The organism is Acinetobacter seifertii (assembly GCF_016064815.1).
In the GTDB taxonomy this organism is placed as follows: domain Bacteria; phylum Pseudomonadota; class Gammaproteobacteria; order Pseudomonadales; family Moraxellaceae; genus Acinetobacter; species Acinetobacter seifertii.
Map to the genome: position 1 here is coordinate 811,893 of NZ_CP065820.1, position 21,617 is coordinate 833,509.

A 21,617-nucleotide genomic window follows, 5' to 3' on the forward strand; every position below is an offset into this window, starting at 1 on the left:
CTCAAAATCATTTATTCAATTTTGACTTCAGGGTCATTAAAGTGACCAGATGTCTTAATATACTCAATAAAGTCCTGACAAAGTTGTTCAAATGATGGATATGGAGTCACCAAATCTTGTATGCGAACCATTTCTAAACCTGCATAACCACATGGGTTAATGGTTTGAAAACCAGTTAATGCGCAGTCTAGGTTTAAGGCTAGACCATGATAACTACGACCACGACGAATTTTGAAACCTAAGGAACCTATTTTTCTGTCATTTACGTATACACCTGGAGCATCAGGTTTTGCATATGCTTCAATATTATATTTCTTTAAAACATCTATCATAAATTGTTCAGCAAAACTGACTAATGTACGCACATTCCACTTCAGACGATTAAGATCAAACATGAAGTAAGCAACGAGTTGACCAGGTCCATGCCATGTCACTTGCCCACCACGGTCAGTTTGAACCACAGGAATATTAGATGGAATTAGAATATGCTCAGGTTTTCCTGCCTGACCTTGAGTTAGAACTTCGTGATGCTGGAGTAACCATAGCTCGTCTGGTGTATTTTCATCACGTTGATTGGTCAGGTTTTTCATCAATTCGAATTTGCTTTGATAATCTTGTAAATCGTTCCACTGACGAATAATCAAAGTGGGTTTATCAAGGCTCATTAAACATTTTCCTGTGCGATGTACTTAACAGAAGAGCAACTTCACTTTTAAATTATGAAAATATGCTCTTGATGAGTTTAAAGTATTTTGCTTAAACGATTCTAAATATTTGTAATTATTTATAATAAGCTTGATAGAAATAAAAATGCCATGACACGAAATTTGTCATGGCATCTTAAAATTAAAGTGCAGTTCTGATCTGCGGGCAAGCAGCCAAGTCTGCATACAAAGCATGAACTTGTTCCAATTCATCAAAACGTAATTGTGCGGTTAATGAATGGTATTTGCCTGTACGAGATTCTTGTACTTTTAACGTTGATTGGTCAAAGTCAGGAAAATGTTTCACTAGAATATCAACTACAGCTATACGTAATTCTTCACCCGCATCGCCAATCAGTTTAATTGGATAGTCCATTGGAAATACCCAAAGGTCTTCACGGAGTTCGCGAGATGGAGTGCGGTCTAACATAAGTAACCTCATCATGTGAAACGCCTGCATCATCGCAGGCGTTTGTAGCTCTTTCTATTAAATGGGGACTAGTGCCGAAATTTCAAGATTTCAGAACTTAGTCATTCTCTAAGAAAGAACGCAAGTGTTCAGAACGAGAAGGGTGACGTAATTTACGTAATGCTTTCGCCTCGATTTGACGAATACGTTCACGCGTTACATCAAACTGTTTACCAACTTCTTCTAAAGTATGGTCAGTTGGCATATCGATACCAAAACGCATTTTCAATACTTTAGCTTCACGTTCAGTTAAGTTTTCTAGAACTTCACGAGTTGCTTCTTTTAAGCCTTCTGAAGTCGCAGCATCAATTGGAGAGGTGATGTTCTGGTCTTCAATAAAGTCCCCAAGATGCGAATCTTCATCATCACCGATTGGAGTTTCCATTGAAATTGGTTCTTTGGCAATTTTAAGAACTTTACGAACTTTAACTTCATCCATTTCCAAACGTTCACCTAACTCTTCTGGAGTAGGTTCACGGCCCATTTCCTGCAATAACTGACGAGAAACACGGTTGATCTTGTTAATCGTTTCAATCATATGTACAGGAATACGAATTGTACGTGCTTGGTCTGCGATAGAACGGGTAATTGCCTGACGAATCCACCAAGTTGCATAAGTCGAGAATTTATAACCGCGACGGTATTCAAACTTGTCTACAGCTTTCATCAAGCCAATGTTCCCTTCTTGAATCAAGTCAAGGAACTGTAAACCACGGTTGGTGTATTTCTTCGCAATCGAAATTACCAAACGAAGGTTAGCTTCTACCATTTCTTTTTTAGCACGACGAGCTTTGGCTTCACCAATCGCCATACGTTTAGAAATATCTTTAATTTCAGCAACACTTAAATTAAGTTCTTTCTCAATATCTGCAATCTTTTGCTGGAATGCTAGAACATCCGGACGAACTTTTTCTAAATGCGCCTTAATTTCAGCAGGAGCTTTAGCAATTTGTTCATCTAACCAAGCCGGATTAGATTCTTGTTTTGGGAAAGATGTACGGAATTGAGTACGATCCATACGACCACGACGTACTGCATAACGCATAATTTCACGTTCATTAGCACGGATTTGTTCGTGAGTTCCACGAATCATTTCTGAAATGATGTCAAATAAACGTGGAGTAAATTTAAACATCATGAATACAGTTGCCAAAGACTCAAGTGCTTCATTTGCTTCACGGCTATTACGGCCATGTTTTTCAATAATAGCTTTTGTTTGAGTCCATGCTGCTTCTAATTCAGTAAAACGAACTTTTGCAACTTCTGGGTCAGGACCTGAATCACCTTCAGAGTCATCATCACCTTCAGATTCTTCTTCCTCATCATCATCATCAAGCTTAACTTCTTTTGTTGATTTTGAAGATGATTCGTCTTCTTCCTCAAGTTCCTCAACGTCTTCCAAAACTTCAGGAATATCTTCATCAGTTTCAGGATCAAGGTAACCAGATAAAATATCTGCAAGACGACGTTCGCCAGTTAAAAAATCATTATATTCTTTTAATACAACTTCAACCGCATTTGGCCAGTAAGCAATTGAATTCAGGACATCACGAATCCCTTCTTCAATACGTTTGGCAATGCTGATTTCACCTTCACGGGTTAATAGTTCTACTGTACCCATTTCACGCATGTACATACGTACAGGGTCTGTCGTACGTCCAGGCTCATTTTCAACCGATGCAAGTACGGCAGCAGCTTCTTCTTCAGCAACTTCATCTGCTGTGTCAGTTGACTCACCGAACATAGTATCGTCAGATTCAGGTGCACGCTCGTGTACAGGAATACCAACGTCTTGAAGCATCTGAATAATGTCTTCAATCTGTTCGCTTTCAGTAATCGAGTCCGGCAGATGATCGTTAACCTCAGCGTAAGTTAAGTAACCTTGTTCTTTGCCTCGGCTAATCAGAGCCGCTACTTGAGAAGTAGGGGAATGCATATCGCTCATCTTTGCTTACTCTTTGTTGAATCTGTGGCAGTGAAAAACCGTGCATGATAGCACAATTTGCTTGAAATGTTTTGGCTTTGATCGATGACCGTTAAATAAAAAATATCTTTGAATTCACGACTATTTTTTGAATATTGGGCTAAAATCATTTTTTTCAAGTTTAAATCATGGAAAAATTTGTATAAATCTTCGCTTATCGAAAGATTATGGTGTTTTATAAATACACAATTTTTTGGGTGAAAAACAGTACAAATGAGCAATTAAATGAAAAAAATATAAATAAAACTTGACAAGGAAAAGTAAGAAAGATAAATAGCGGCTAGACCCATTCACATTTTTTCATTATGAGGTAGTTTTAGTGTCTTCTACAGATTTTGAACTAGATGATAACTACGGCGATGATGATGATGTCGGTTTTGATGAGTCATCAGGCAAAATCAGTGCAAAAGAATCGTTGGAAAAACGTAGATTAATTGATGATCTATTGGCACAGCGTCGTTTAGAGCGTGAGTTAAAAGATTTCGATTATGATTTAGACGATGATGGTCTTGATGATGAAGACTGATCAAAACTAAATAGGGCATCGTCGGCTTAAGTGCTATGCTATCGTCAATTTCTTTTAAAGTCAGGTAACACAATGAGTGCATTAGATTTAGACCAGTTAAGTGAATATCTAGATGGAGACCACAATGAGTATGGTCTAGACTTTGCTGCAACTCATGGTTTTTTGTGTGCAATTGCAGTAGGTCCTCAATTTGACCGTTGGTTAGATGAATTATTTGATAGTAACCATAAAAAGGTTCCTGCAGAGATCATTCAGCAAATCAAACTTTGGTTAGAGTCGATTCGTCAAGATTTAGCAAATGAAAATGGAATTGAATTTCCATTTGAAGTTGAGGAAGCGGATGTTGAGTCAAGTCTAGGCGATTGGAGTGTTGGTTTTGTTGACGCAATGTTCTTAAACGAAGAAGCATGGTTTGCTCCTGAGTATGAAGAACAATTGGTTGATTTAACTTTACCGATCATGGTTTTTAGCGGAATTGATGAAGAAGATCCACAGATGGAATCTTTCCGTCGCAATGGACAGTTAATGGATGAACTGGCAGAAGAAATTCCAGATAATTTGAATGAATTATATTTGATGTATCACACTCCAAATTAATTTATTAGAAGAAATAATAAATAACGTCCTTTCTAGGGCGTTTTTTATGTTTAGGCCTTTTTAATTCTTTAGGAATGAATTCGTCTATCTAAGGGTTTTGGTCTTTATTTCATAGTCTGAACTAAGCTATTGAATAATATGATTTTATCATTTTATAGAGATTGATATTGAAGCTTTTAGAAGAATCTTTGAGTGAATGATTTTTTAGAAAGGGTGGTAATAAAAATATTTTTATTATTTAGTATTTTTATATAATTTATAGAAAAGGCATTTAGAAAACCAAATGCCTTTTAATTAAAGATTATAAGCGTTTGCGTTTAGCTGCGGCAATTTGTGATTGGCGCATACGGAAACCAGCTTTTTGTTTTTCAGTTGTTTTGTCGATGCAATACACGCATGAAACACCATGTTCATAGCTTGGTAGAGCAGACTCTTCTGGAGTTAAAGGCCAACCACAAGCATGACATTTAATGTTTGCACCTTCTTCAACACCATGAGTTACAGCGGTACGTCCATCAAATACGAAACATTCACCTTCCCAAAGGCTTTCATCTGCTGGAGTTTCTTCTAAGTATTTAAGAATACCGCCTTTTAAGTGGTAAACCTCTGTAAATCCTTCTTGAAGAAGTAAAGATGTTGATTTCTCACAACGAATACCACCAGTACAGAACATCGCAATTTTTTTGTCTTTGTGTTGTTCTAGCTCTTTTTTAACGTATTCTGGAAACTCACGGAATGTTTCTGTTTTAGGGTCAATCGCACCTTTAAAGGTACCCGCCTTATATTCATAATCATTACGTGTATCGATTAGAATAACATCATCACGTGCGATTAAATCGTTCCATTCTTTAGGATCAAGATAGTGACCAACTAAATCGCGAGGTTTTACTTCCACGCCTAAAGTTACAATTTCTTTTTTAAGTTTAATTTTCATTTTGCGGAAAGGTTTGTCGGAGCTATGGGACTCTTTATATTCCATAGCTTTAAAACCTTCGTTTAACAAAAATTGATGAATTTTATCAATTGCCTCACGGTCCCCAGCCACGGTACCATTAATTCCTTCGCCTGCTACAATTAGAGTTCCACAAAGGTTGATTGTTTTCACTAAGTCTAAAAGACGTTGTTGAAGATCGGCAGGATCTTGAACTTCTTTAAATTGATATAGTGCTGCAACAACCCAACCCGCGGTCGCTTGCTGTTCTACAGGTGCAAGCTGTTCTACAGTAGCGTTCATGGAAAACTCCAAATGTATTAAGATAGAAATTTAAGGCGCATATTTTAGCGCGAAAATGAGTAATAAGCGAGAAAACCATAAAAAGTATATGGTTTATTTAAGGAGTTTGTTTTGAGTAATGATCATCGAACGCTCTCTCTCACCCCATGTGCAGGGCGTTGTTCAACAGTTTTTGGTGATCAGGTATGTCGTGGTTGTCGCCGTTTTAACCATGAAGTCATTCAATGGAATACTTATACAGCAGAGCAGCGTTTGGCTGTCTGGAAACGCTTAGATGATCAATTGAACCAAATCTTGGTACCTATGCTGCCTCATGCAAATCTCCAGCATGTCGAGGGTTTTATTCTAAGTAAACGTGTTCGTTTGATGGAGGGGGCGAGTAAAGGTCGTAAGCTTTATCATGCCTTAAAAATCTGTGAGAAAAATAAACATCTTGCCTCAGAAAGTGGTTTGGGTATTTTAGATTCTCAAGTTAAGACAATTTGGGATGAATTTGAAAGACGTGTCTTGGCTTTGGCTAAAGCAAGTTATGAATTGGCTTGGTTAAGAGCTGATGGTATTAGTCATCACTTGTTAAATATGTTTGAAGAAGAATAATTTTTAAAAAACTTATTTATAAAAAAAGCTGCCGAGAGGCAGCTTTTTTGCATTAATGTTCTCTCGAATATTAACGCTTGATGTCACGTTGAACTTCACCAGTGTAAAGCTGACGTGGACGACCAATTTTGTAAGGGCCGCTGTGCATTTCTAACCAGTGGCTGATCCAACCAACTGTACGTGCAAGAGCGAAGATTACAGTAAACATTTCTGTTGGAATACCAATCGCTTTAAGGATGATACCAGAGTAGAAGTCTACGTTAGGGTAAAGTTTACGCTCAACAAAGTACGGGTCGTTTAGTGCAATGCGCTCAAGTTCCATAGCAAGTGCTAATTGAGGATCATTGATACCTAAAGCTTCAAGTACTTCGTCACAAGTTTGTTTCATGACTTTAGCACGTGGGTCGAAGTTTTTGTAAACGCGGTGACCGAAGCCCATAAGTTTAACTTCTTTGCGCTTAACTTTTTCCATGAATTCTGCAACGTTTTCAACGCTACCGATTTCATCAAGCATCTTAAGAACTGCTTCGTTTGCACCACCGTGAGCAGGTCCCCAAAGAGCAGAGATACCAGCAGAGATACATGCATACGGGTTTGCACCAGTAGAACCAGCAAGACGAACTGTAGAAGTAGACGCGTTTTGTTCATGGTCAGCATGAAGCGTGAAAATACGATCCATTGCGCGAGCAAGAACAGGATTAACTTTGTAATCACGGTCAGCAGGAGTAGCAAACATCATGTGTAAGAAGTTTTCCGCATAACTTAAATCGTTACGTGGATAGATGAATGGTTGACCTACTGTGTATTTATAACTCCAAGCAGCAAGTGTTGGAATTTTTGCAATTAAACGAATTGCAGTGATTTCACGGTGGTTAATGTCTTCGATGTCAAGATTGTTGTGATAGAACGCAGATAATGCACCAACAACACCAACCATGATTGCCATAGGGTGAGCATCACGACGGAAACCATTGAAGAAACGGCTAACTTGATCGTGAACCATAGTGTGAGCACGAACTTTCGTATCAAACTCAACTTTTTGTTCAGCAGTTGGTAGCTCACCATTTAATAATAAATAACAAGTTTCAAGATAGTCTGCTTGAGTTGCTAGTTGGTCAATCGGGTAACCACGGTGTAATAAAATACCTTTGTCACCATCAATGAAAGTAATTTTAGATTCGCATGCGGCTGTCGCCATAAAACCAGGATCGAAAGTAAAATGACCTTCTTTCAGTATGCTGCTCACATCAATTACATCTGGACCTAAAGTGCCACTGTAGATTGGTAATCCAATTTCTTTGCCATCAAGATGTAATACGGCTTTTTTGCCATTTGCTTCAGACATTCAATAGATCTCCTGTCCTGGTGAATGATTATCTGACTCGAAATCCTAATTTTCTCATGTGCGAATCAGACGGTGTCAAAATTTGCTATAAGATTAGTGAGTACTGAAATTTTGTCAATTATACTTATGGATAAAAAATGACGTTCCCACATAGAGTTAGTCATTAAGTCCCGAGCAAAAAAGTCAGTAAAATCACTGCATCGGGATGGTATCATAAGTCAATTCAATAAGAACGTGCAGAAAAAAAATGAAGGGTGAGTACAATTGTAAGCAAATTTATAAATAAAAAATTAGAATCAGAACTGGTTATAAAATGCCAATTCGCTTAAAAAAATCATAAAACTCAGTCTGTAATTTTAAATTGTGATTCAAAAACAACCTAATTATCACCATTTGATAATTCCAAAAGTTGTACTTTTTTTAAGTTTAATTGTTTAAAAAATAGCTTGTTGATCATGTTGGACAAATTAAAACTCACTTTTTGTAAAAATAGTGCTCATTGTTAAGAGTCAAGTGGCTCTTTATTGCTTTTAATATAAAAAGGGTATTAATTATTTTTAAAATAAAGTCATTAAAATTAGGGTTTAAGCGCAATTTTGGTTTATCCTTTTGATTAGACTTGATGAATTATTAACTTTATCTTTAGTCTAAAACGCACTTATTTTAAATAAAGCAGTAGAAAAGATTTTTTTTATAAAAGATGAGATTAAACAAGCACATGTTTTGTTTAATTTTAACTTTTGTACAGGGAGGATTGCTGTTTAGCTGTGTGAATGATTCTTATTTAGTGAGTTTTTGCGGAAAAGGCAAAGTGGATTGTTTGTATTTTGATATTTCGCGTTTTATAATTCAGTGTCGTTTATAGGTTAGGCATGAGCTGTGCTTGCCTAACAATGCCAGCTTTCCTTGGAATTAATTCAACAAACTCCGGTCGGAGTTTCTACCTACAGGATGCCCGCTGTGAAAAGCAACAGACCTGTCAATTTGTCCATGGGTCAGGTGTTAGCGGTAAATTTACGCTCACCCGTGGCTATTGCATCAATTTTACACCGTTTATCAGGTGTCATCGTTTTCTTATTAGTACCAGTTCTATTATGGATTTTAGATAAATCATTATCTTCGCCAGAAGGATTTGACTACGTTAAAAATGTCGTTTTCGGAAATATCCTTGTACGTTTTGTCGTGTGGGTATTTGTAGCCGGCTTAATTTTCCACTTTATTGCTGGGGTTAAGCATTTGCTTGCAGATCTAGGTTTTGCTGAAGAACTGCAAAGCGGTCGTATTGCAGCGACAATTTCATTGATCTTATCTGTGGTAGCCATTATCGCAGCCTTTGTATGGATTATGTTCTAATGAAAAGTGCTACAGGTTTAACAGGTTCAGGTTCTCGTGATTGGTTTATCCAGCGTGTAAGTGCTGTAGTATTGGCAGCTTATACTGTTGTTCTTTTGGGTTGGATTCTCTGCAAAGGCGGATTTGACTATCAACAATGGGCTGGCTTCATGATGACATTACCAATGAAGATTTTTTCTTTATTGGCAATTTTGTCGCTTATCGCACACGCATGGATTGGTATGTGGCAGGTTTTCACTGACTACGTCACTACTCGTCAAATGGGTCCTTCAGCGAAAGGTTTACGCCTTGTACTGACTACGGCTGTCATTATTGCAGTGTTTGTGTACGCAATCTGGGGTATCCAGATTTTCTGGGCGAATTGATAGGAAGATATCATGGGCGCGATAACCCCTAAAGAAGATTATTCAAATATTCAAAACCTCACTTTCGATGCTGTTATCGTTGGTGGTGGTGGTTCTGGTATGCGTGCATCTTACCAACTTGCTCAAGCAGGTTTGAAAGTTGCAGTACTTACTAAAGTTTTCCCAACACGTTCACATACAGTTGCTGCTCAAGGCGGTATCGGTGCGTCGTTAGGTAACATGCAAGAAGATAACTGGCATTTCCACTTTTACGACACAGTAAAAGGTTCTGACTGGTTAGGTGACCAAGACGCAATTGAGTTTATGTGTCGTGAAGCGCCAAAAGTTGTATATGAACTAGAACACATGGGTATGCCGTTTGACCGTAACGCCGATGGTACAATTTACCAACGTCCGTTCGGTGGTCACTCTGCGAACTATGGTGATAAACCAGTTCCACGTGCTTGTGCTGCTGCTGACCGTACTGGTCACGCATTATTACACACGCTTTATCAAAGCAACGTGAAAATGGGTACTCAATTCTTCGTTGAATGGATCGCTCTTGATTTGATCCGTAACGAAGCAGGTGATGTACTCGGTGTAACTGCAATTGACCAAGAAACTGGCAACATTGCAGTATTCCAAGCAAAAGCAACATTGTTTGCAACTGGTGGTGCTGGTCGTGTTTACCGTGCATCAACAAACGCTTATATCAACACTGGTGACGGTCTTGGTATGGCTGCTCGTGCTGGTATTCCATTACAAGATATGGAATTCTGGCAGTTCCACCCTACAGGTGTTGCGGGCGCAGGCGTATTGTTAACTGAAGGTTGTCGTGGTGAAGGTGCAATCCTTCGTAACAAAGACGGCGAACCGTTCATGGAACGTTATGCACCGACTTTAAAAGACTTGGCTCCACGTGACTTCGTATCACGCTCTATGGACCAAGAAATTAAAGAAGGTCGTGGTTGTGGTCCAAAAGGTGATTATATCTTGCTTGATATGACTCACTTGGGTGCTGACACAATCATGAAGCGTTTACCATCTGTATTTGAGATTGGTAAAAAATTCGCAAACGTAGACATTACTAAAGAACCAATTCCAGTAGTACCAACAATCCATTATCAAATGGGTGGTATTCCTACGAATATGCATGGTCAAGTGTGCTTACCAGAACCTGGTACAGATAACTACACTAAACCTGTAAAAGGTTTCTATGCAATTGGTGAATGTTCTTGCGTATCAGTACATGGTGCAAACCGTTTAGGTACTAACTCACTTCTTGACTTGGTTGTATTTGGTAAAGCTGCTGGTGAGCACATTATCGACTACGTAACTAAGCACCATGGTGATGAATATGCACCGCTTCCAACAAACGTATTAGAGCAAACTTTAGAGCGCGTGCGTAAATTGGATGACTCAACTACTGGTGAAAACGCTCAAGAAGTTGCTGATGCAATTCGTGATATCGTTCAAGATCACGCGGGTGTATTCCGTACTCAAGCTTTACTTGATAAAGGTGTTAAAGAGATTCTTGCTCTTGAGCCACGTGTACGTAACATCCACTTGAAAGATAAATCTAAAGTATTTAACACTGCGCGTGTTGAAGCGCTTGAAGTTGAAAACTTATATGAAGTTGCAAAAGCTACATTAATTTCAGCTGCTGCGCGTAAAGAATGTCGTGGTGCGCATACGGTAGTTGATTATGAATTACCAGCTGATCACCCAACTTATTCATACGGTCGCCGTGATGATGAGTGGATGAAACATACTTTATGGTATTCATCGGATAACCGTTTGGAATATAAGCCAGTGCGCTTCAAGCCGTTAACTGTTGATGCAATTCCACCAGCACCACGTACATTCTAATCGGGAGTATAAAGATGAGTAGAGGTACTCGTACATTCGAAATCTACCGCTATGATCCTGATAAGGATAAAGCGCCGTACATGCAAACTTTCAAACTTGAATTGACTGATAAGCACCGTATGTTGCTTGATGCATTGCTTGCTTTGAAAGTTCAAGACGAAACGTTAACATTCCGTCGTTCATGCCGTGAAGGTATTTGTGGTTCGGATGGTGTGAACATCAATGGTAAAAATGGTTTGGCTTGTTTATGGAATTTAAACGACCTACCTGAGAAAATTGTAATTCGCCCATTGCCAGGTTTGCCGGTTATTAAAGATTTGGTTGTTGATATGAACCAATTCTATGATCAATATGACAAAATTCAGCCATTCTTGATCAATAACCAACCAGCTCCACCTAAAGAGCGTTTACAGTCTCCTGAAGAGCGTGAACACTTGAATGGTTTGTATGAATGTATTCTTTGTGCATGCTGTTCAACTTCATGTCCATCATTCTGGTGGAACCCTGATAAATTCTTAGGTCCTTCAGCATTGTTGAATGCATACCGTTTTATTATCGACTCTCGTGATACTGCAACAGCAGATCGTTTGGCTCGTCTTGACGATCCATTCAGCTTATTCCGCTGTAAAGGTATTATGAACTGTGTGTCAGTATGTCCTAAAGGTTTGAATCCAACAAAAGCAATCGGTCATATCCGTAACATGTTGTTAGATCAAGCGGGTTAATTCTGCGCAAATAGGAAACGCACATCCTTGATGTGCGTTTTTTTTTAACTTTATAATACGCACCTTATACTTTAGTCGGTAAAATAGGGGTTTTTATATAAAGCACCATATATTAATAGATAAAATTGGATATGTATTTCGCCAATTTATAGATGGTATGTGTCAAAAAAATCAATCGTTCGTTAAGAACATGATACGATTTGCCACAAAGTTATAGGTGAAAAAAGCGTATACTAGTGAAATTAAATTAAGTGGCACGATCTTAGATCAGTGCTTAATTTTTATGGTCAAAGTCATTTTAGAAAAGTTAATTGTATAGTTAATTTTTCTAAAAAGATTTGCAAAAAATTGCTCGGTTTTTTATCGAGTATAAGGTGAGTGATGATGCCATTGAGGGCGTTGTGATTCATTAATTACCTATGGAGTTTTCTCTCTAGGTAGTATGACGCCCCATGGTCGTAAAGACCTGTTGGGTAAGTAGTGTCATTTTTACCGATTTGACATTATGCATCATGGGTGTGCTTAAAAGGCAGCCTGTAATATTTTTTGCAATAGGAAATGGGTCCACAAATGCAAGAAGTTGCTGACGCATTGCGTCTTGACACTGAACTTTCCGCTGATAGTGCAGCGTATATTGAAGAACTTTACGAGCAGTACCTGACTTCCCCAACCTCTGTAGCTGAGGACTGGCGCCAATATTTCGATAAATATCCAAAAGGTGACCAACCACACAGCGCTGTGCGTGAGCAATTCCTATTACTAGGACGTAATGCTAACCGTGTTCAACCTGTTGTACAAAGTACTGTAAGTACTGAGCATGAGCGTCGTCAAATTGGCGTTTTACAACTTATTGCTGCTTATCGCAATCGCGGACATCAAAAAGCTAAATTAGATCCATTAGGTCTTGCTAAGCGTGAAGATATTCCTGATTTAGATCTTTCAGCACATGGTTTAACCAAATCAGATTTAGACACAGTATTCAACACAGGCAATCTTGAAATTGGTAAGAGTGAAGCAACTCTTGCTGAAATGATTGAAGCAATGGAAGCGATCTATTGTGGTTCAATCGGTGTTGAATACATGCATATCGTGGACACAAAAGAAAAGCGTTGGATTCAACAACGTCTTGAAAGTGCCCGTGGTAAGTTCAATTACTCAAATGATCAAAAGAAAGGCTTCTTAGAGCGTTTAACTGCTGCTGAGGGTCTAGAAAAATATCTTGGTAATAAATACGTCGGCGCTAAACGCTTTGGTGTGGAAGGCGGCGAATCTTTTATTCCTATGGTAAATGAGATTATCCAGCGTGCTGGTGCTGTAGGTTGTAAAGAAGTTGTTATCGGTATGCCACACCGTGGCCGTTTGAACCTTCTTGTTAACATTATGGGTAAAAACCCTGCGGACTTATTTGGTGAGTTCGAAGGTAAATCAATTCATAAAAAAGGTTCTGGTGACGTTAAATACCACCAAGGTTTCTCAAGTAATGTAATGACTCCAGGTGGCGAAGTTCACTTGGCATTGGCATTTAACCCATCTCACTTGGAAATTGTTGGTCCTGTAGTTGAAGGTTCTGTACGCGCACGTCAAGTACGTCGTAGAGATATCGGCGGTGATGACGTATTACCGGTTATTGTTCATGGTGATGCTGCATTTGCAGGTCAAGGCGTGAACATGGAAACCTTCCAAATGTCACAAACTCGTGGCTATACGGTTGGTGGTACGGTTCATATCATTGTGAACAACCAAGTTGGTTTCACAACTTCTGATCCGCGTGATGCGCGTTCTACAGAGTACTGTACAGACGTTGCTAAAATGATTCAGGCACCAATTTTCCATGTAAATGGCGATGATCCTGAAGCAGTTATCTTTGCTACTCAATTAGCACATGATTTCCGTCACGAATTCCGTAAAGATGTTGTTATCGATTTGTTCTGTTATCGCCGTCGCGGCCATAACGAAGCAGATGAGCCATCTGGTACACAACCATTGATGTATCAAGTAATTGCGAAGAAAGCAACTACTCGTACACTTTATGCTGATCAACTTGTACAAGAGAAAGTACTTGATCGTGCTGAAGCTGATCAAATGGTTGAAGATTACCGTTCTGATTTAGAAGCGGGTAATCATGTAGCAAACGCATTGATTCTTGAACCAAATACCAAAATGTTTGTTGATTGGACTCCATATTTGGGCCATGACTACACAGACGATTGGGATACTTCATTTGACTTGAACCGCCTTAAAGAATTGGGCGAGGGCATGAGCAAACTTCCTGAAGGGTTTGTAATGCAGCGTCAAGTTCAAAAAGTAATTGAAGATCGTGTGAAAATGCAAACTGGTGAAACTCCTTTGAACTGGGGTGCAGCAGAAACTTTAGCTTATGCAACTTTATTAGATGAAGACTATTTAGTTCGTATTACTGGTGAAGACGTGGGGCGTGGTACCTTCTCACACCGTCATGCGAAATTGCATAACCAAGCTGATGGTTCAACTTACATTCCACTTTGTCATGTTAAAGAGAATCAACCACGTTTTGCGATTTACGATTCTTTATTATCTGAAGAAGCAGTTCTTGCATTCGAATATGGTTACGCAACTACAATTCCTAAGAGCTTGATTATTTGGGAAGCACAATTTGGTGACTTCGTAAACTGTGCTCAAGTTGTGATTGACCAGTTTATTGCTTCTGGTGAGACTAAGTGGGAGCGTGTTTGTGGTTTAACAATGTTGTTACCACACGGTTTCGAAGGTCAAGGTCCAGAGCATTCTTCAGCTCGTTTAGAACGTTTCTTACAGTTATGTGCTGAAGATAACATGCAAGTGATCACTCCAACGACACCTGCACAGATTTTCCATGCATTACGTCGTCAAGCTGTACGCCCAATTCGTAAGCCATTGATCGTAATGTCACCAAAATCTTTACTTCGTCATAAACTTGCAACTTCTACTTTAGAAGAACTTGCAAATGGTTCATTCCAAACTGTAATTGACGAAATCGATCAAATTAACAAGTCAGATGTAACTCGTCTTGTACTTTGTGGCGGTAAAGTTTATTACGACTTACTCGAAAAACGTCGTGAACAAAACTTAACTAATGTTGCAATCGTACGTATTGAACAGTTGTATCCATACCCAGAGCAACGTCTTGCGGAAATCTTGGCTGCTTATCCAAATGTTAAAGAACTCGTTTGGGCACAAGAAGAGCCGAAGAACCAAGGCGCATGGTTATTTATTGCACCGCGTTTATATGACGATATCTTAAAATCTGGCAAACAAATCCGTATCAGTTTTGCAGGTCGTGAAGCTTCTGCTGCACCAGCTTGTGGCTCACCGTACTTGCATGCAAAACAACAAGCTCAGCTAATTAATGATGCATTGGCAATCGAAGCTGAACAATCAGGAGATTCTCAATAATGGCAACCGAAATTAAAGCACCGGTATTCCCAGAGTCTGTTGCAGATGGCACCATCGCAACTTGGCATAAAAAGGTGGGTGAACCTGTATCACGTGATGAAGTAATCTGTGATATTGAAACCGACAAAGTTGTTTTAGAAGTGGTTGCTCCTGCAGATGGTAGCTTGGTTGCAATCATTAAAGGTGAAGGCGATACAGTTCTTTCTGACGAAGTTATTGCTCAATTCGAAGCTGGTGCTGGTGCAGCGGCTGCTGCTCCTGCGGCAGTAGAACAAGCAGTTGCTCAAACTCAAGCTGGTGCAGCTCCTGTTGTTGAACGTACAGAAACTGTATCTGATCAAGCTCCTGCGGTTCGTAAAGCTTTAACTGAATCTGGTATTGCTGCTGCTGACGTACAAGGTACTGGCCGTGGTGGTCGTATCACTAAAGAAGATGTTGCAAACCATCAAACTAAACCAGCTGCTAACGTTACTCCGTTAAGTGTTGCTGTTGGTGAGCGTATCGAAAAACGTGTTCCAATGACTCGTTTACGTAAGCGTGTTGCTGAGCGTCTTCTTGCTGCAACTCAAGAAACTGCAATGTTAACTACATTTAACGAAGTTAACATGAAGCCAATCATGGAATTGCGTAAGCAATATAAAGATGCTTTCGAAAAGCGTCATGGCGCTCGTTTAGGCTTCATGTCATTCTTCGTTAAAGCAGCAACTGAAGCGCTTAAACGCTACCCAGCTGTAAATGCTTCAATTGATGGCGACGATATCGTTTATCACGGTTACTATGACATCGGTGTTGCAGTATCTTCTGATCGTGGTCTTGTTGTTCCAGTATTACGTGATACTGACCGTATGAGCTATGCAGAAGTTGAAGCAGGTATTGCTGCTTATGCTGGTAAAGCACGTGACGGTAAATTATCTATCGAAGAAATGACTGGTGGTACTTTCACAATCACTAACGGTGGTACTTTCGGTTCATTGCTTTCAACTCCTATTTTGAACCAACCGCAAACTGGTATCTTGGGTATGCACAAAATCCAAGAGCGTCCTATGGCGGTAAATGGTCAAGTTGAAATCTTGCCAATGATGTACTTAGCGCTTTCTTATGACCACCGTATGATCGATGGTAAAGAAGCTGTAGGTTTCTTAGTAGCAATCAAAGAATTGTTAGAAGAGCCAGCTAAACTCATCCTTGATCTTTAATTTCTTCGAATAAATACCTACCAGGGTAGAGCGATCCTCTATCCTGGTTTATGGAGATAAAAATGTCTCAACAATTTGATCTTGTTGTCATCGGCGGTGGTCCTGGTGGTTATGAAGCTGCGATTCGCGCTGCTCAACTAGGCTTCAAAGTCGCTTGTATTGAAAAACGTATTCACAATGGTAAGCCTTCTTTAGGTGGTACTTGCTTAAACGTAGGTTGTATCCCTTCTAAAGCTTTGCTTGATTCTTCTCATCGTTATGAAGATACAGTGCATCACTTAGCTGATCACGGTATTACAACTGGTGAAGTGAATTTCGATCTTGCAAAACTTCTTGCTCGTAAAGACAAAATTGTTGACCAATTAACTGGCGGTATCGATCAATTGCTTAAAGGCAACGGTATTGAGTGGTTAAAAGGTACAGGTAAATTACTTGCTGGTAAAAAAGTTGAGTTCGTTTCTCATGAAGGTGAAACTCAAGTTTTAGAACCTAAATACGTAATTCTTGCGTCTGGTTCTGTGCCTGTAAATATTCCTGTAGCTCCTGTAGATCAAGACATTATTGTTGATTCAACTGGCGCATTAAACTTCCCAGAAGTACCTAAGCGTTTAGGTGTGATCGGTGCTGGTGTAATCGGTTTAGAGCTTGGTTCAGTATGGCGTCGTCTTGGTGCTGAAGTTGTTGTATTTGAAGCAATGGATGCATTCTTGCCAATGGCTGATAAAGCTTTGGCAAAAGAATACCAAAAGCTTTTAACTAAGCAAGGTCTTGATATTCGCGTTGGTGCTAAAGTTTCTGGCACTGAAGTTAATGGTCGTGAAGTGACTGTTAAATACACTCAAGGTGGCGAAGAAAAAACTCAAACTTTTGACAAATTAATCGTTTGTGTTGGCCGTAAAGCATATGCAGAAGGTTTATTGGCTGAAGATTCAGGCATTAAATTAACTGAACGTGGTTTAGTTGAAGTAAATGATCACTGTGCAACTTCTGTAGAAGGTGTATACGCAATTGGTGACTTGGTTCGCGGTCCAATGCTTGCTCATAAAGCAATGGAAGAAGGCGTAATGGCTGTTGAGCGTATTCACGGTCATGCGGCTCAAGTGAACTATGACACAATCATTTCTGTTATCTATACACACCCTGAAGCGGCGTGGGTAGGTTTAACTGAAGAGCAAGCTAAAGAAAAAGGTCATGAAGTAAAAACTGGTCAGTTCGGTTTTGCTGTAAATGGTCGTGCTTTAGCGGCTGGTGAAGGCGCAGGTTTTGTTAAGTTCGTTGCTGACGCAAAAACTGACCGCTTATTAGGTATGCATGTCATTGGACCTGCAGCATCTGATATCGTTCACCAAGGTATGATCGCTCTTGAATTTGTATCTTCAGTTGAAGATCTTCAGTTGATGACTTTTGGTCACCCAACATTCTCTGAAGTTGTTCATGAAGCTGCACTTGCTGTAGATGGTCGTGCAATTCACGCGATTCAACGTAAGCGTAAATAAAATTAAAGAGCGGTTCTCCGCTCTTTTTCACATTCGATGGTGTGATTAAAAAATCATCAAGTTGATAGACGTAGACAGCAATTTGCATATACAACATGAGAATGTTGCGCAAATTGAAGACAACAAACAAAGTTAAGTAGGTAACTAAATGAACTTACATGAGTATCAAGCTAAAGCGTTATTGAAAGAATATGGTATGCCGGTACAAGAAGGTATCTTGGCAACCAATGCAGACGAAGCAGTTGCTGCATTTGAACAGCTTGGTGGTAAATTCGCTGTAATGAAGGCGCAAGTTCATGCTGGTGGTCGTGGTAAGGCTGGTGGCGTTAAAGTTGCAAAATCTAAAGAAGATGTTATCGAATTTGCAAACAATATCATTGGTACTCGTCTTGTAACGTATCAAACTGATGCAAATGGTCAACCAGTAAACAGCATCATTGTTGCTGAAGACGTATATCCAGTTGAGCGTGAGCTTTACTTGGGCGCGGTTGTAGACCGTTCTAGCCGTCGTATTACTTTCATGGCTTCTACAGAAGGTGGTGTAGAAATCGAGAAAGTTGCTGAAGAAACTCCAGAAAAAATTATCAAAGTTGAAGTTGATCCATTAGTTGGCTTACAACCATTCCAAGCACGTGAAGTTGCGTTTGCTTTAGGTTTGAAAGACAAACAAATCGGTCAATTCGTAAAAATCATGACAGCTGCTTACCAAGCATTTGTTGAAAACGATTTTGCTTTATTTGAAATTAACCCACTTTCAGTTCGTGAAAATGGCGAAATTTTATGTGTAGACGCGAAAGTAGGTATCGACTCTAACGCGCTTTACCGTTTACCTAAAGTTGCTGCTTTACGTGACAAATCTCAAGAGAATGAGCGTGAATTAAAAGCATCTGAATTTGATCTTAACTATGTTGCTTTAGAAGGTAACATCGGTTGTATGGTTAACGGTGCTGGTCTTGCAATGGCAACTATGGACATCATTAAACTTTATGGTGGTCAGCCTGCAAACTTCCTTGACGTTGGTGGCGGTGCAACTAAAGAGCGCGTAATCGAAGCGTTCAAAATCATCCTTGCTGATACATCTGTACAAGGTGTTTTAATCAACATCTTCGGTGGTATCGTACGTTGTGACATGATTGCTGAAGCAATTATTGCAGCGGTTCAAGAAGTAAACGTAACTGTTCCAGTTGTTGTTCGTTTAGAAGGTAACAACGCTGAGTTAGGTGCTAAATTACTTGATGAATCTGGTTTGAAATTAATTTCTGCGAACGGTTTGTCTGATGCCGCAGAAAAAGTTGTAGCTGCAGTTAAAGCGTAAGGGGAGTATCAATCATGAGCGTATTAATTAATAAAGACACTAAAGTATTGGTACAAGGTTTTACTGGTAAAAACGGTACTTTCCACTCTGCACAAGCTTTAGACTACGGTACAAAAGTTGTTGGTGGTGTTACTCCAGGTAAAGGTGGTACAACTCACCTTGACTTACCAGTATTCAACACAATGAAAGAAGCTGTACGTGAAACAAATGCAGATGCATCTGTAATCTATGTACCAGCTCCATTCGTTTTAGACTCAATTGTTGAAGCGGTTGATTCAGGTGTTGGGCTAATCGTTGTGATCACTGAAGGTGTTCCAACAATCGACATGCTTAAAGCAAAACGTTATTTAGAAACTAACGGTAACGGTACTCGTTTAGTTGGTCCTAACTGCCCAGGCGTGATCACTCCGGGTGAATGTAAGATCGGTATTATGCCTGGTCACATCCACCAACCAGGTCGTATTGGTATTATCTCACGTTCAGGTACATTGACTTATGAAGCGGTTGCTCAAACAACTAAGCTTGGTTTAGGTCAGTCTACTTGTATCGGTATTGGTGGTGACCCAATCCCAGGTATGAACCAAATTGAAGCTCTTCAATTGTTCCAAGACGATCCAGATACTGATGCAATCATCATGATCGGTGAGATCGGTGGTACAGCGGAAGAAGAAGCTGCTGAATTCATCAAATCTAACGTGACTAAGCCTGTAGTAGGTTACATCGCTGGTGTAACTGCTCCTAAAGGTAAGCGTATGGGTCACGCTGGTGCGATCATTTCTGGTGGTCAAGGTACCGCTGAAGAGAAATTTGCTGCATTTGAAAAAGCGGGTATGGCTTACACTCGTAGCCCAGCTGAGCTTGGTTCAACTATGTTGCAAGTATTAAAAGAGAAAGGTTTAGCTTAATAGCTTCCTTAAATCTTTAAAAAATACCGCATCTGAAAAATGATGCGGTATTTTTTGCATCATTGAAAAGTAGCATAAAATGAAATAAGAAATAATAGGGCTAAAAAAAGACAAAAAAATACGCAATGATTGGGGTGATCACTGCGTAGAACAACGAATCTGTTAAAAACAGTTTCGGCTTAAGGAGAAATGTCGTGAGGTTCATATCAACCTACTTGAGCTATATTAGTTAAGGTTTAATATTTCTTCATTAAGGTTCGCGTTAATTAGTGTTACTTCACGTTAAAAGGGTAAGTGCATGTGAATCATTATGAATATATTAACAATGTAAAATTTTAAACTATTGAATCTTAATATAATTATAAAAAAAGCCCCGTAGGGCTTTTTCATTTATATGTTTACTCTAGAGTCAAAACTTAAATAAGCCTAAGCCATCTTTAACTTCATCTAAAGTTTGTTGAGTAATGATTCTGCATTTGTCAGTACCTTGACGTAAAACATCCATAATGTAATCAGGATCTTTAGCAAGTTCTTCACGGCGTTCACGAATAGGTGTAATTAATTCTTTTAACACACCTTCAAGACGTTTTTTAACAGTACCGTCACCAAGACCACCGCGGCGATAATGCGCTTTTAATTCTTCAACTTCTTCTTTATTTGGATCAAATGCATCTAAATAAGTAAATACAATGTTTCCTTCAACTTGACCTGGATCTTCAATACGAAGGTGATTTGGGTCTGTGTACATTGCATTTACAGCTTTCTTAATGTCTTTGTCAGAAGCATTTAAAACAATGGTATTGCCTAATGACTTAGACATTTTCGCTTTACCATCAAAACCTGGTAAACGAGCCATATTAGAAAGTAAGGCTTTACATTCAGGTAAAAGGTCTTGACCAATTTGGCGATTCACACGACGGACCACTTCATTGGTTTGTTCAATCATTGGAATCTGATCTTCACCCACTGGTACTACAGTTGCTTTAAAAGCCGTAATATCAGCAGCCTGTGCAACAGGGTAGCAAAGGAAACCAGCAGGAATGTCACGTTCAAAACCACGCATTTGAATTTCAGATTTGATGGTTGGGTTACGTTCTAAACGAGCTACAGTTACAAAGTTAAGATATAACATTGTAAGCTCATTCAATGCTGGTAAACATGACTGTACGCAAATCGTGGTCTTAGTTGGATCAATACCAACTGCTAAATAATCTAGAGCAACTTCCAAAATATTGCGACGTACTTTATCTGGGTTATCTGCATTGTCAGTTAGGGCTTGTGCATCTGCTAATAAGAGATGTTGATGATGGCTATCCTGTAAACCTACACGTGAACGCAAAGAACCGACAAAATGCCCAAGATGAAGTTGTCCGGTTGGGCGGTCGCCTGTCAAAATAATTGGACGCTGATCAACATTACTCATTATTTATTCCACTATCGTATTGGCTTAATCAGGGATAGTAAGCCCTGTAATATAAAGATTGGCATTATTGTACGGGAAATAAAATTTTTTCGTCAGCGATTGGTTAAACTTTCTTAAAATAATA

General features: G+C 39.3%; 18 protein-coding genes and 1 pseudogene. 13 read left to right on the plus strand and 6 right to left on the minus strand.

What is annotated here, in order from left to right; translation table 11 throughout:
* Positions 1-11 precede the first annotated feature (11 nt).
* From lipB to rpoD, 3 genes are all read right to left on the minus strand, one after another.
* On the minus strand, positions 12-665 hold the full coding sequence (lipB, locus tag I8T81_RS03970) for a lipoyl(octanoyl) transferase LipB (RefSeq protein WP_004705883.1): 654 nt from the start codon (positions 663-665) through the stop codon (positions 12-14).
* A 181-nt stretch (positions 666-846) separates the two neighbouring features.
* A complete protein-coding gene (locus tag I8T81_RS03975; protein WP_002051390.1) occupies positions 847-1,134 on the minus strand; it encodes a YbeD family protein in 288 nt (95 codons plus the stop codon).
* Positions 1,135-1,231: 97 nt separating this feature from the next.
* A complete protein-coding gene (gene rpoD / locus I8T81_RS03980) occupies positions 1,232-3,118 on the minus strand; it encodes an RNA polymerase sigma factor RpoD (RefSeq protein ID WP_004705884.1) in 1,887 nt (628 codons plus the stop codon).
* 358 nt (positions 3,119-3,476) lie between these two features.
* Between rpoD and I8T81_RS03985 the strand changes: the two genes are divergently transcribed.
* A complete protein-coding gene (locus I8T81_RS03985; RefSeq protein ID WP_198072163.1) occupies positions 3,477-3,683 on the plus strand; it encodes a PA3496 family putative envelope integrity protein in 207 nt (68 codons plus the stop codon).
* Positions 3,684-3,755: 72 nt separating this feature from the next.
* Entirely contained in the window at positions 3,756-4,280 is a 525-nt protein-coding gene (locus tag I8T81_RS03990; protein WP_019457182.1) for a YecA/YgfB family protein, read from the plus strand.
* 301 nt (positions 4,281-4,581) lie between these two features.
* Here I8T81_RS03990 and trhO read toward each other — a convergent pair whose 3' ends face one another.
* Positions 4,582-5,514, minus strand: a complete 933-nt coding sequence (gene trhO, locus I8T81_RS03995; RefSeq protein WP_004705888.1) for an oxygen-dependent tRNA uridine(34) hydroxylase TrhO — start codon at positions 5,512-5,514, stop codon at positions 4,582-4,584.
* 111 nt (positions 5,515-5,625) lie between these two features.
* Between trhO and I8T81_RS04000 the strand changes: the two genes are divergently transcribed.
* Positions 5,626-6,111 (plus strand): DUF1289 domain-containing protein, encoded by a 486-nt coding sequence (locus tag I8T81_RS04000; protein ID WP_004705889.1) that lies wholly within the window; start codon positions 5,626-5,628, stop codon positions 6,109-6,111.
* A gap of 70 nt (positions 6,112-6,181) precedes the next feature.
* Here I8T81_RS04000 and gltA read toward each other — a convergent pair whose 3' ends face one another.
* A complete protein-coding gene (gltA, locus tag I8T81_RS04005) occupies positions 6,182-7,456 on the minus strand; it encodes a citrate synthase (protein WP_004705890.1) in 1,275 nt (424 codons plus the stop codon).
* A 951-nt stretch (positions 7,457-8,407) separates the two neighbouring features.
* Between gltA and sdhC the strand changes: the two genes are divergently transcribed.
* The 10 genes and pseudogenes from sdhC to sucD all read left to right on the plus strand — a co-directional run bounded on the left by sdhC (position 8,408) and on the right by sucD (position 20,070).
* On the plus strand, positions 8,408-8,809 hold the full coding sequence (sdhC, locus tag I8T81_RS04010) for a succinate dehydrogenase, cytochrome b556 subunit (protein ID WP_001984863.1): 402 nt from the start codon (positions 8,408-8,410) through the stop codon (positions 8,807-8,809).
* The gene (gene sdhD, locus I8T81_RS04015; protein ID WP_003655454.1) at positions 8,809-9,174 is read left to right on the plus strand and encodes a succinate dehydrogenase, hydrophobic membrane anchor protein; all 366 of its coding nucleotides are present in this window, start codon (positions 8,809-8,811) and stop codon (positions 9,172-9,174) included. Before sdhC ends, sdhD begins: the two co-directional genes overlap by 1 nt.
* 12 nt (positions 9,175-9,186) lie before the next feature.
* Positions 9,187-11,022: a succinate dehydrogenase flavoprotein subunit gene (sdhA, locus tag I8T81_RS04020; RefSeq protein ID WP_039250058.1), complete on the plus strand. Its 1,836-nt coding sequence runs from the start codon at positions 9,187-9,189 to the stop codon at positions 11,020-11,022.
* Between the two features lie 14 nt (positions 11,023-11,036).
* Positions 11,037-11,747, plus strand: a complete 711-nt coding sequence (locus tag I8T81_RS04025) for a succinate dehydrogenase iron-sulfur subunit (RefSeq protein ID WP_004705893.1) — start codon at positions 11,037-11,039, stop codon at positions 11,745-11,747.
* Between the two features lie 283 nt (positions 11,748-12,030).
* Positions 12,031-12,160, plus strand: a pseudogene (locus tag I8T81_RS04030) (hypothetical protein).
* A 157-nt stretch (positions 12,161-12,317) separates the two neighbouring features.
* Positions 12,318-15,158 carry a 2-oxoglutarate dehydrogenase E1 component gene (locus I8T81_RS04040; protein WP_049064663.1) on the plus strand — a complete coding sequence of 947 codons (2,841 nt, stop codon included), beginning with the start codon at positions 12,318-12,320 and terminating at the stop codon, positions 15,156-15,158.
* Complete coding sequence (odhB, locus tag I8T81_RS04045; protein WP_004705895.1) at positions 15,158-16,354, plus strand: 2-oxoglutarate dehydrogenase complex dihydrolipoyllysine-residue succinyltransferase; 1,197 nt, start codon at positions 15,158-15,160, stop codon at positions 16,352-16,354. Before I8T81_RS04040 ends, odhB begins: the two co-directional genes overlap by 1 nt.
* 62 nt (positions 16,355-16,416) lie before the next feature.
* Positions 16,417-17,850, plus strand: coding sequence for a dihydrolipoyl dehydrogenase (gene lpdA / locus I8T81_RS04050; RefSeq protein ID WP_002051272.1), 1,434 nt, complete (start codon positions 16,417-16,419; stop codon positions 17,848-17,850).
* Between the two features lie 148 nt (positions 17,851-17,998).
* Positions 17,999-19,165 carry an ADP-forming succinate--CoA ligase subunit beta gene (sucC, locus tag I8T81_RS04055; RefSeq protein ID WP_001048573.1) on the plus strand — a complete coding sequence of 389 codons (1,167 nt, stop codon included), beginning with the start codon at positions 17,999-18,001 and terminating at the stop codon, positions 19,163-19,165.
* A 14-nt stretch (positions 19,166-19,179) separates the two neighbouring features.
* Entirely contained in the window at positions 19,180-20,070 is an 891-nt protein-coding gene (gene sucD / locus I8T81_RS04060) for a succinate--CoA ligase subunit alpha (RefSeq protein WP_000114637.1), read from the plus strand.
* Positions 20,071-20,479: 409 nt separating this feature from the next.
* Here sucD and trpS read toward each other — a convergent pair whose 3' ends face one another.
* The gene (trpS, locus tag I8T81_RS04065) at positions 20,480-21,493 is read right to left on the minus strand and encodes a tryptophan--tRNA ligase (protein WP_004705897.1); all 1,014 of its coding nucleotides are present in this window, start codon (positions 21,491-21,493) and stop codon (positions 20,480-20,482) included.
* Between the last annotated feature and the right edge of the window lie 124 nt (positions 21,494-21,617).

Bases quoted from the DNA above. Each gene is read 5' to 3' on its own strand.
- lpdA (WP_002051272.1), top strand. From the start codon at position 16,417: ATGTCTCAACAATTTGATCTTGTTGTCATCGGCGGTGGTCCTGGTGGT.
- trhO (WP_004705888.1), bottom strand. From the start codon at position 5,514: ATGAACGCTACTGTAGAACAGCTTGCACCTGTAGAACAGCAAGCGACC.
- trpS (WP_004705897.1), bottom strand. From the start codon at position 21,493: ATGAGTAATGTTGATCAGCGTCCAATTATTTTGACAGGCGACCGCCCA.
- sucC (WP_001048573.1), top strand. From the start codon at position 17,999: ATGAACTTACATGAGTATCAAGCTAAAGCGTTATTGAAAGAATATGGT.
- I8T81_RS04040 (WP_049064663.1), top strand. From the start codon at position 12,318: ATGCAAGAAGTTGCTGACGCATTGCGTCTTGACACTGAACTTTCCGCT.
- I8T81_RS03975 (WP_002051390.1), bottom strand. From the start codon at position 1,134: ATGTTAGACCGCACTCCATCTCGCGAACTCCGTGAAGACCTTTGGGTA.
- sdhC (WP_001984863.1), top strand. From the start codon at position 8,408: ATGCCCGCTGTGAAAAGCAACAGACCTGTCAATTTGTCCATGGGTCAG.
- sdhD (WP_003655454.1), top strand. From the start codon at position 8,809: ATGAAAAGTGCTACAGGTTTAACAGGTTCAGGTTCTCGTGATTGGTTT.
- sdhA (WP_039250058.1), top strand. From the start codon at position 9,187: ATGGGCGCGATAACCCCTAAAGAAGATTATTCAAATATTCAAAACCTC.
- lipB (WP_004705883.1), bottom strand. From the start codon at position 665: ATGAGCCTTGATAAACCCACTTTGATTATTCGTCAGTGGAACGATTTA.
- I8T81_RS04025 (WP_004705893.1), top strand. From the start codon at position 11,037: ATGAGTAGAGGTACTCGTACATTCGAAATCTACCGCTATGATCCTGAT.
- rpoD (WP_004705884.1), bottom strand. From the start codon at position 3,118: ATGAGCGATATGCATTCCCCTACTTCTCAAGTAGCGGCTCTGATTAGC.
- gltA (WP_004705890.1), bottom strand. From the start codon at position 7,456: ATGTCTGAAGCAAATGGCAAAAAAGCCGTATTACATCTTGATGGCAAA.
- odhB (WP_004705895.1), top strand. From the start codon at position 15,158: ATGGCAACCGAAATTAAAGCACCGGTATTCCCAGAGTCTGTTGCAGAT.
- I8T81_RS03990 (WP_019457182.1), top strand. From the start codon at position 3,756: ATGAGTGCATTAGATTTAGACCAGTTAAGTGAATATCTAGATGGAGAC.
- sucD (WP_000114637.1), top strand. From the start codon at position 19,180: ATGAGCGTATTAATTAATAAAGACACTAAAGTATTGGTACAAGGTTTT.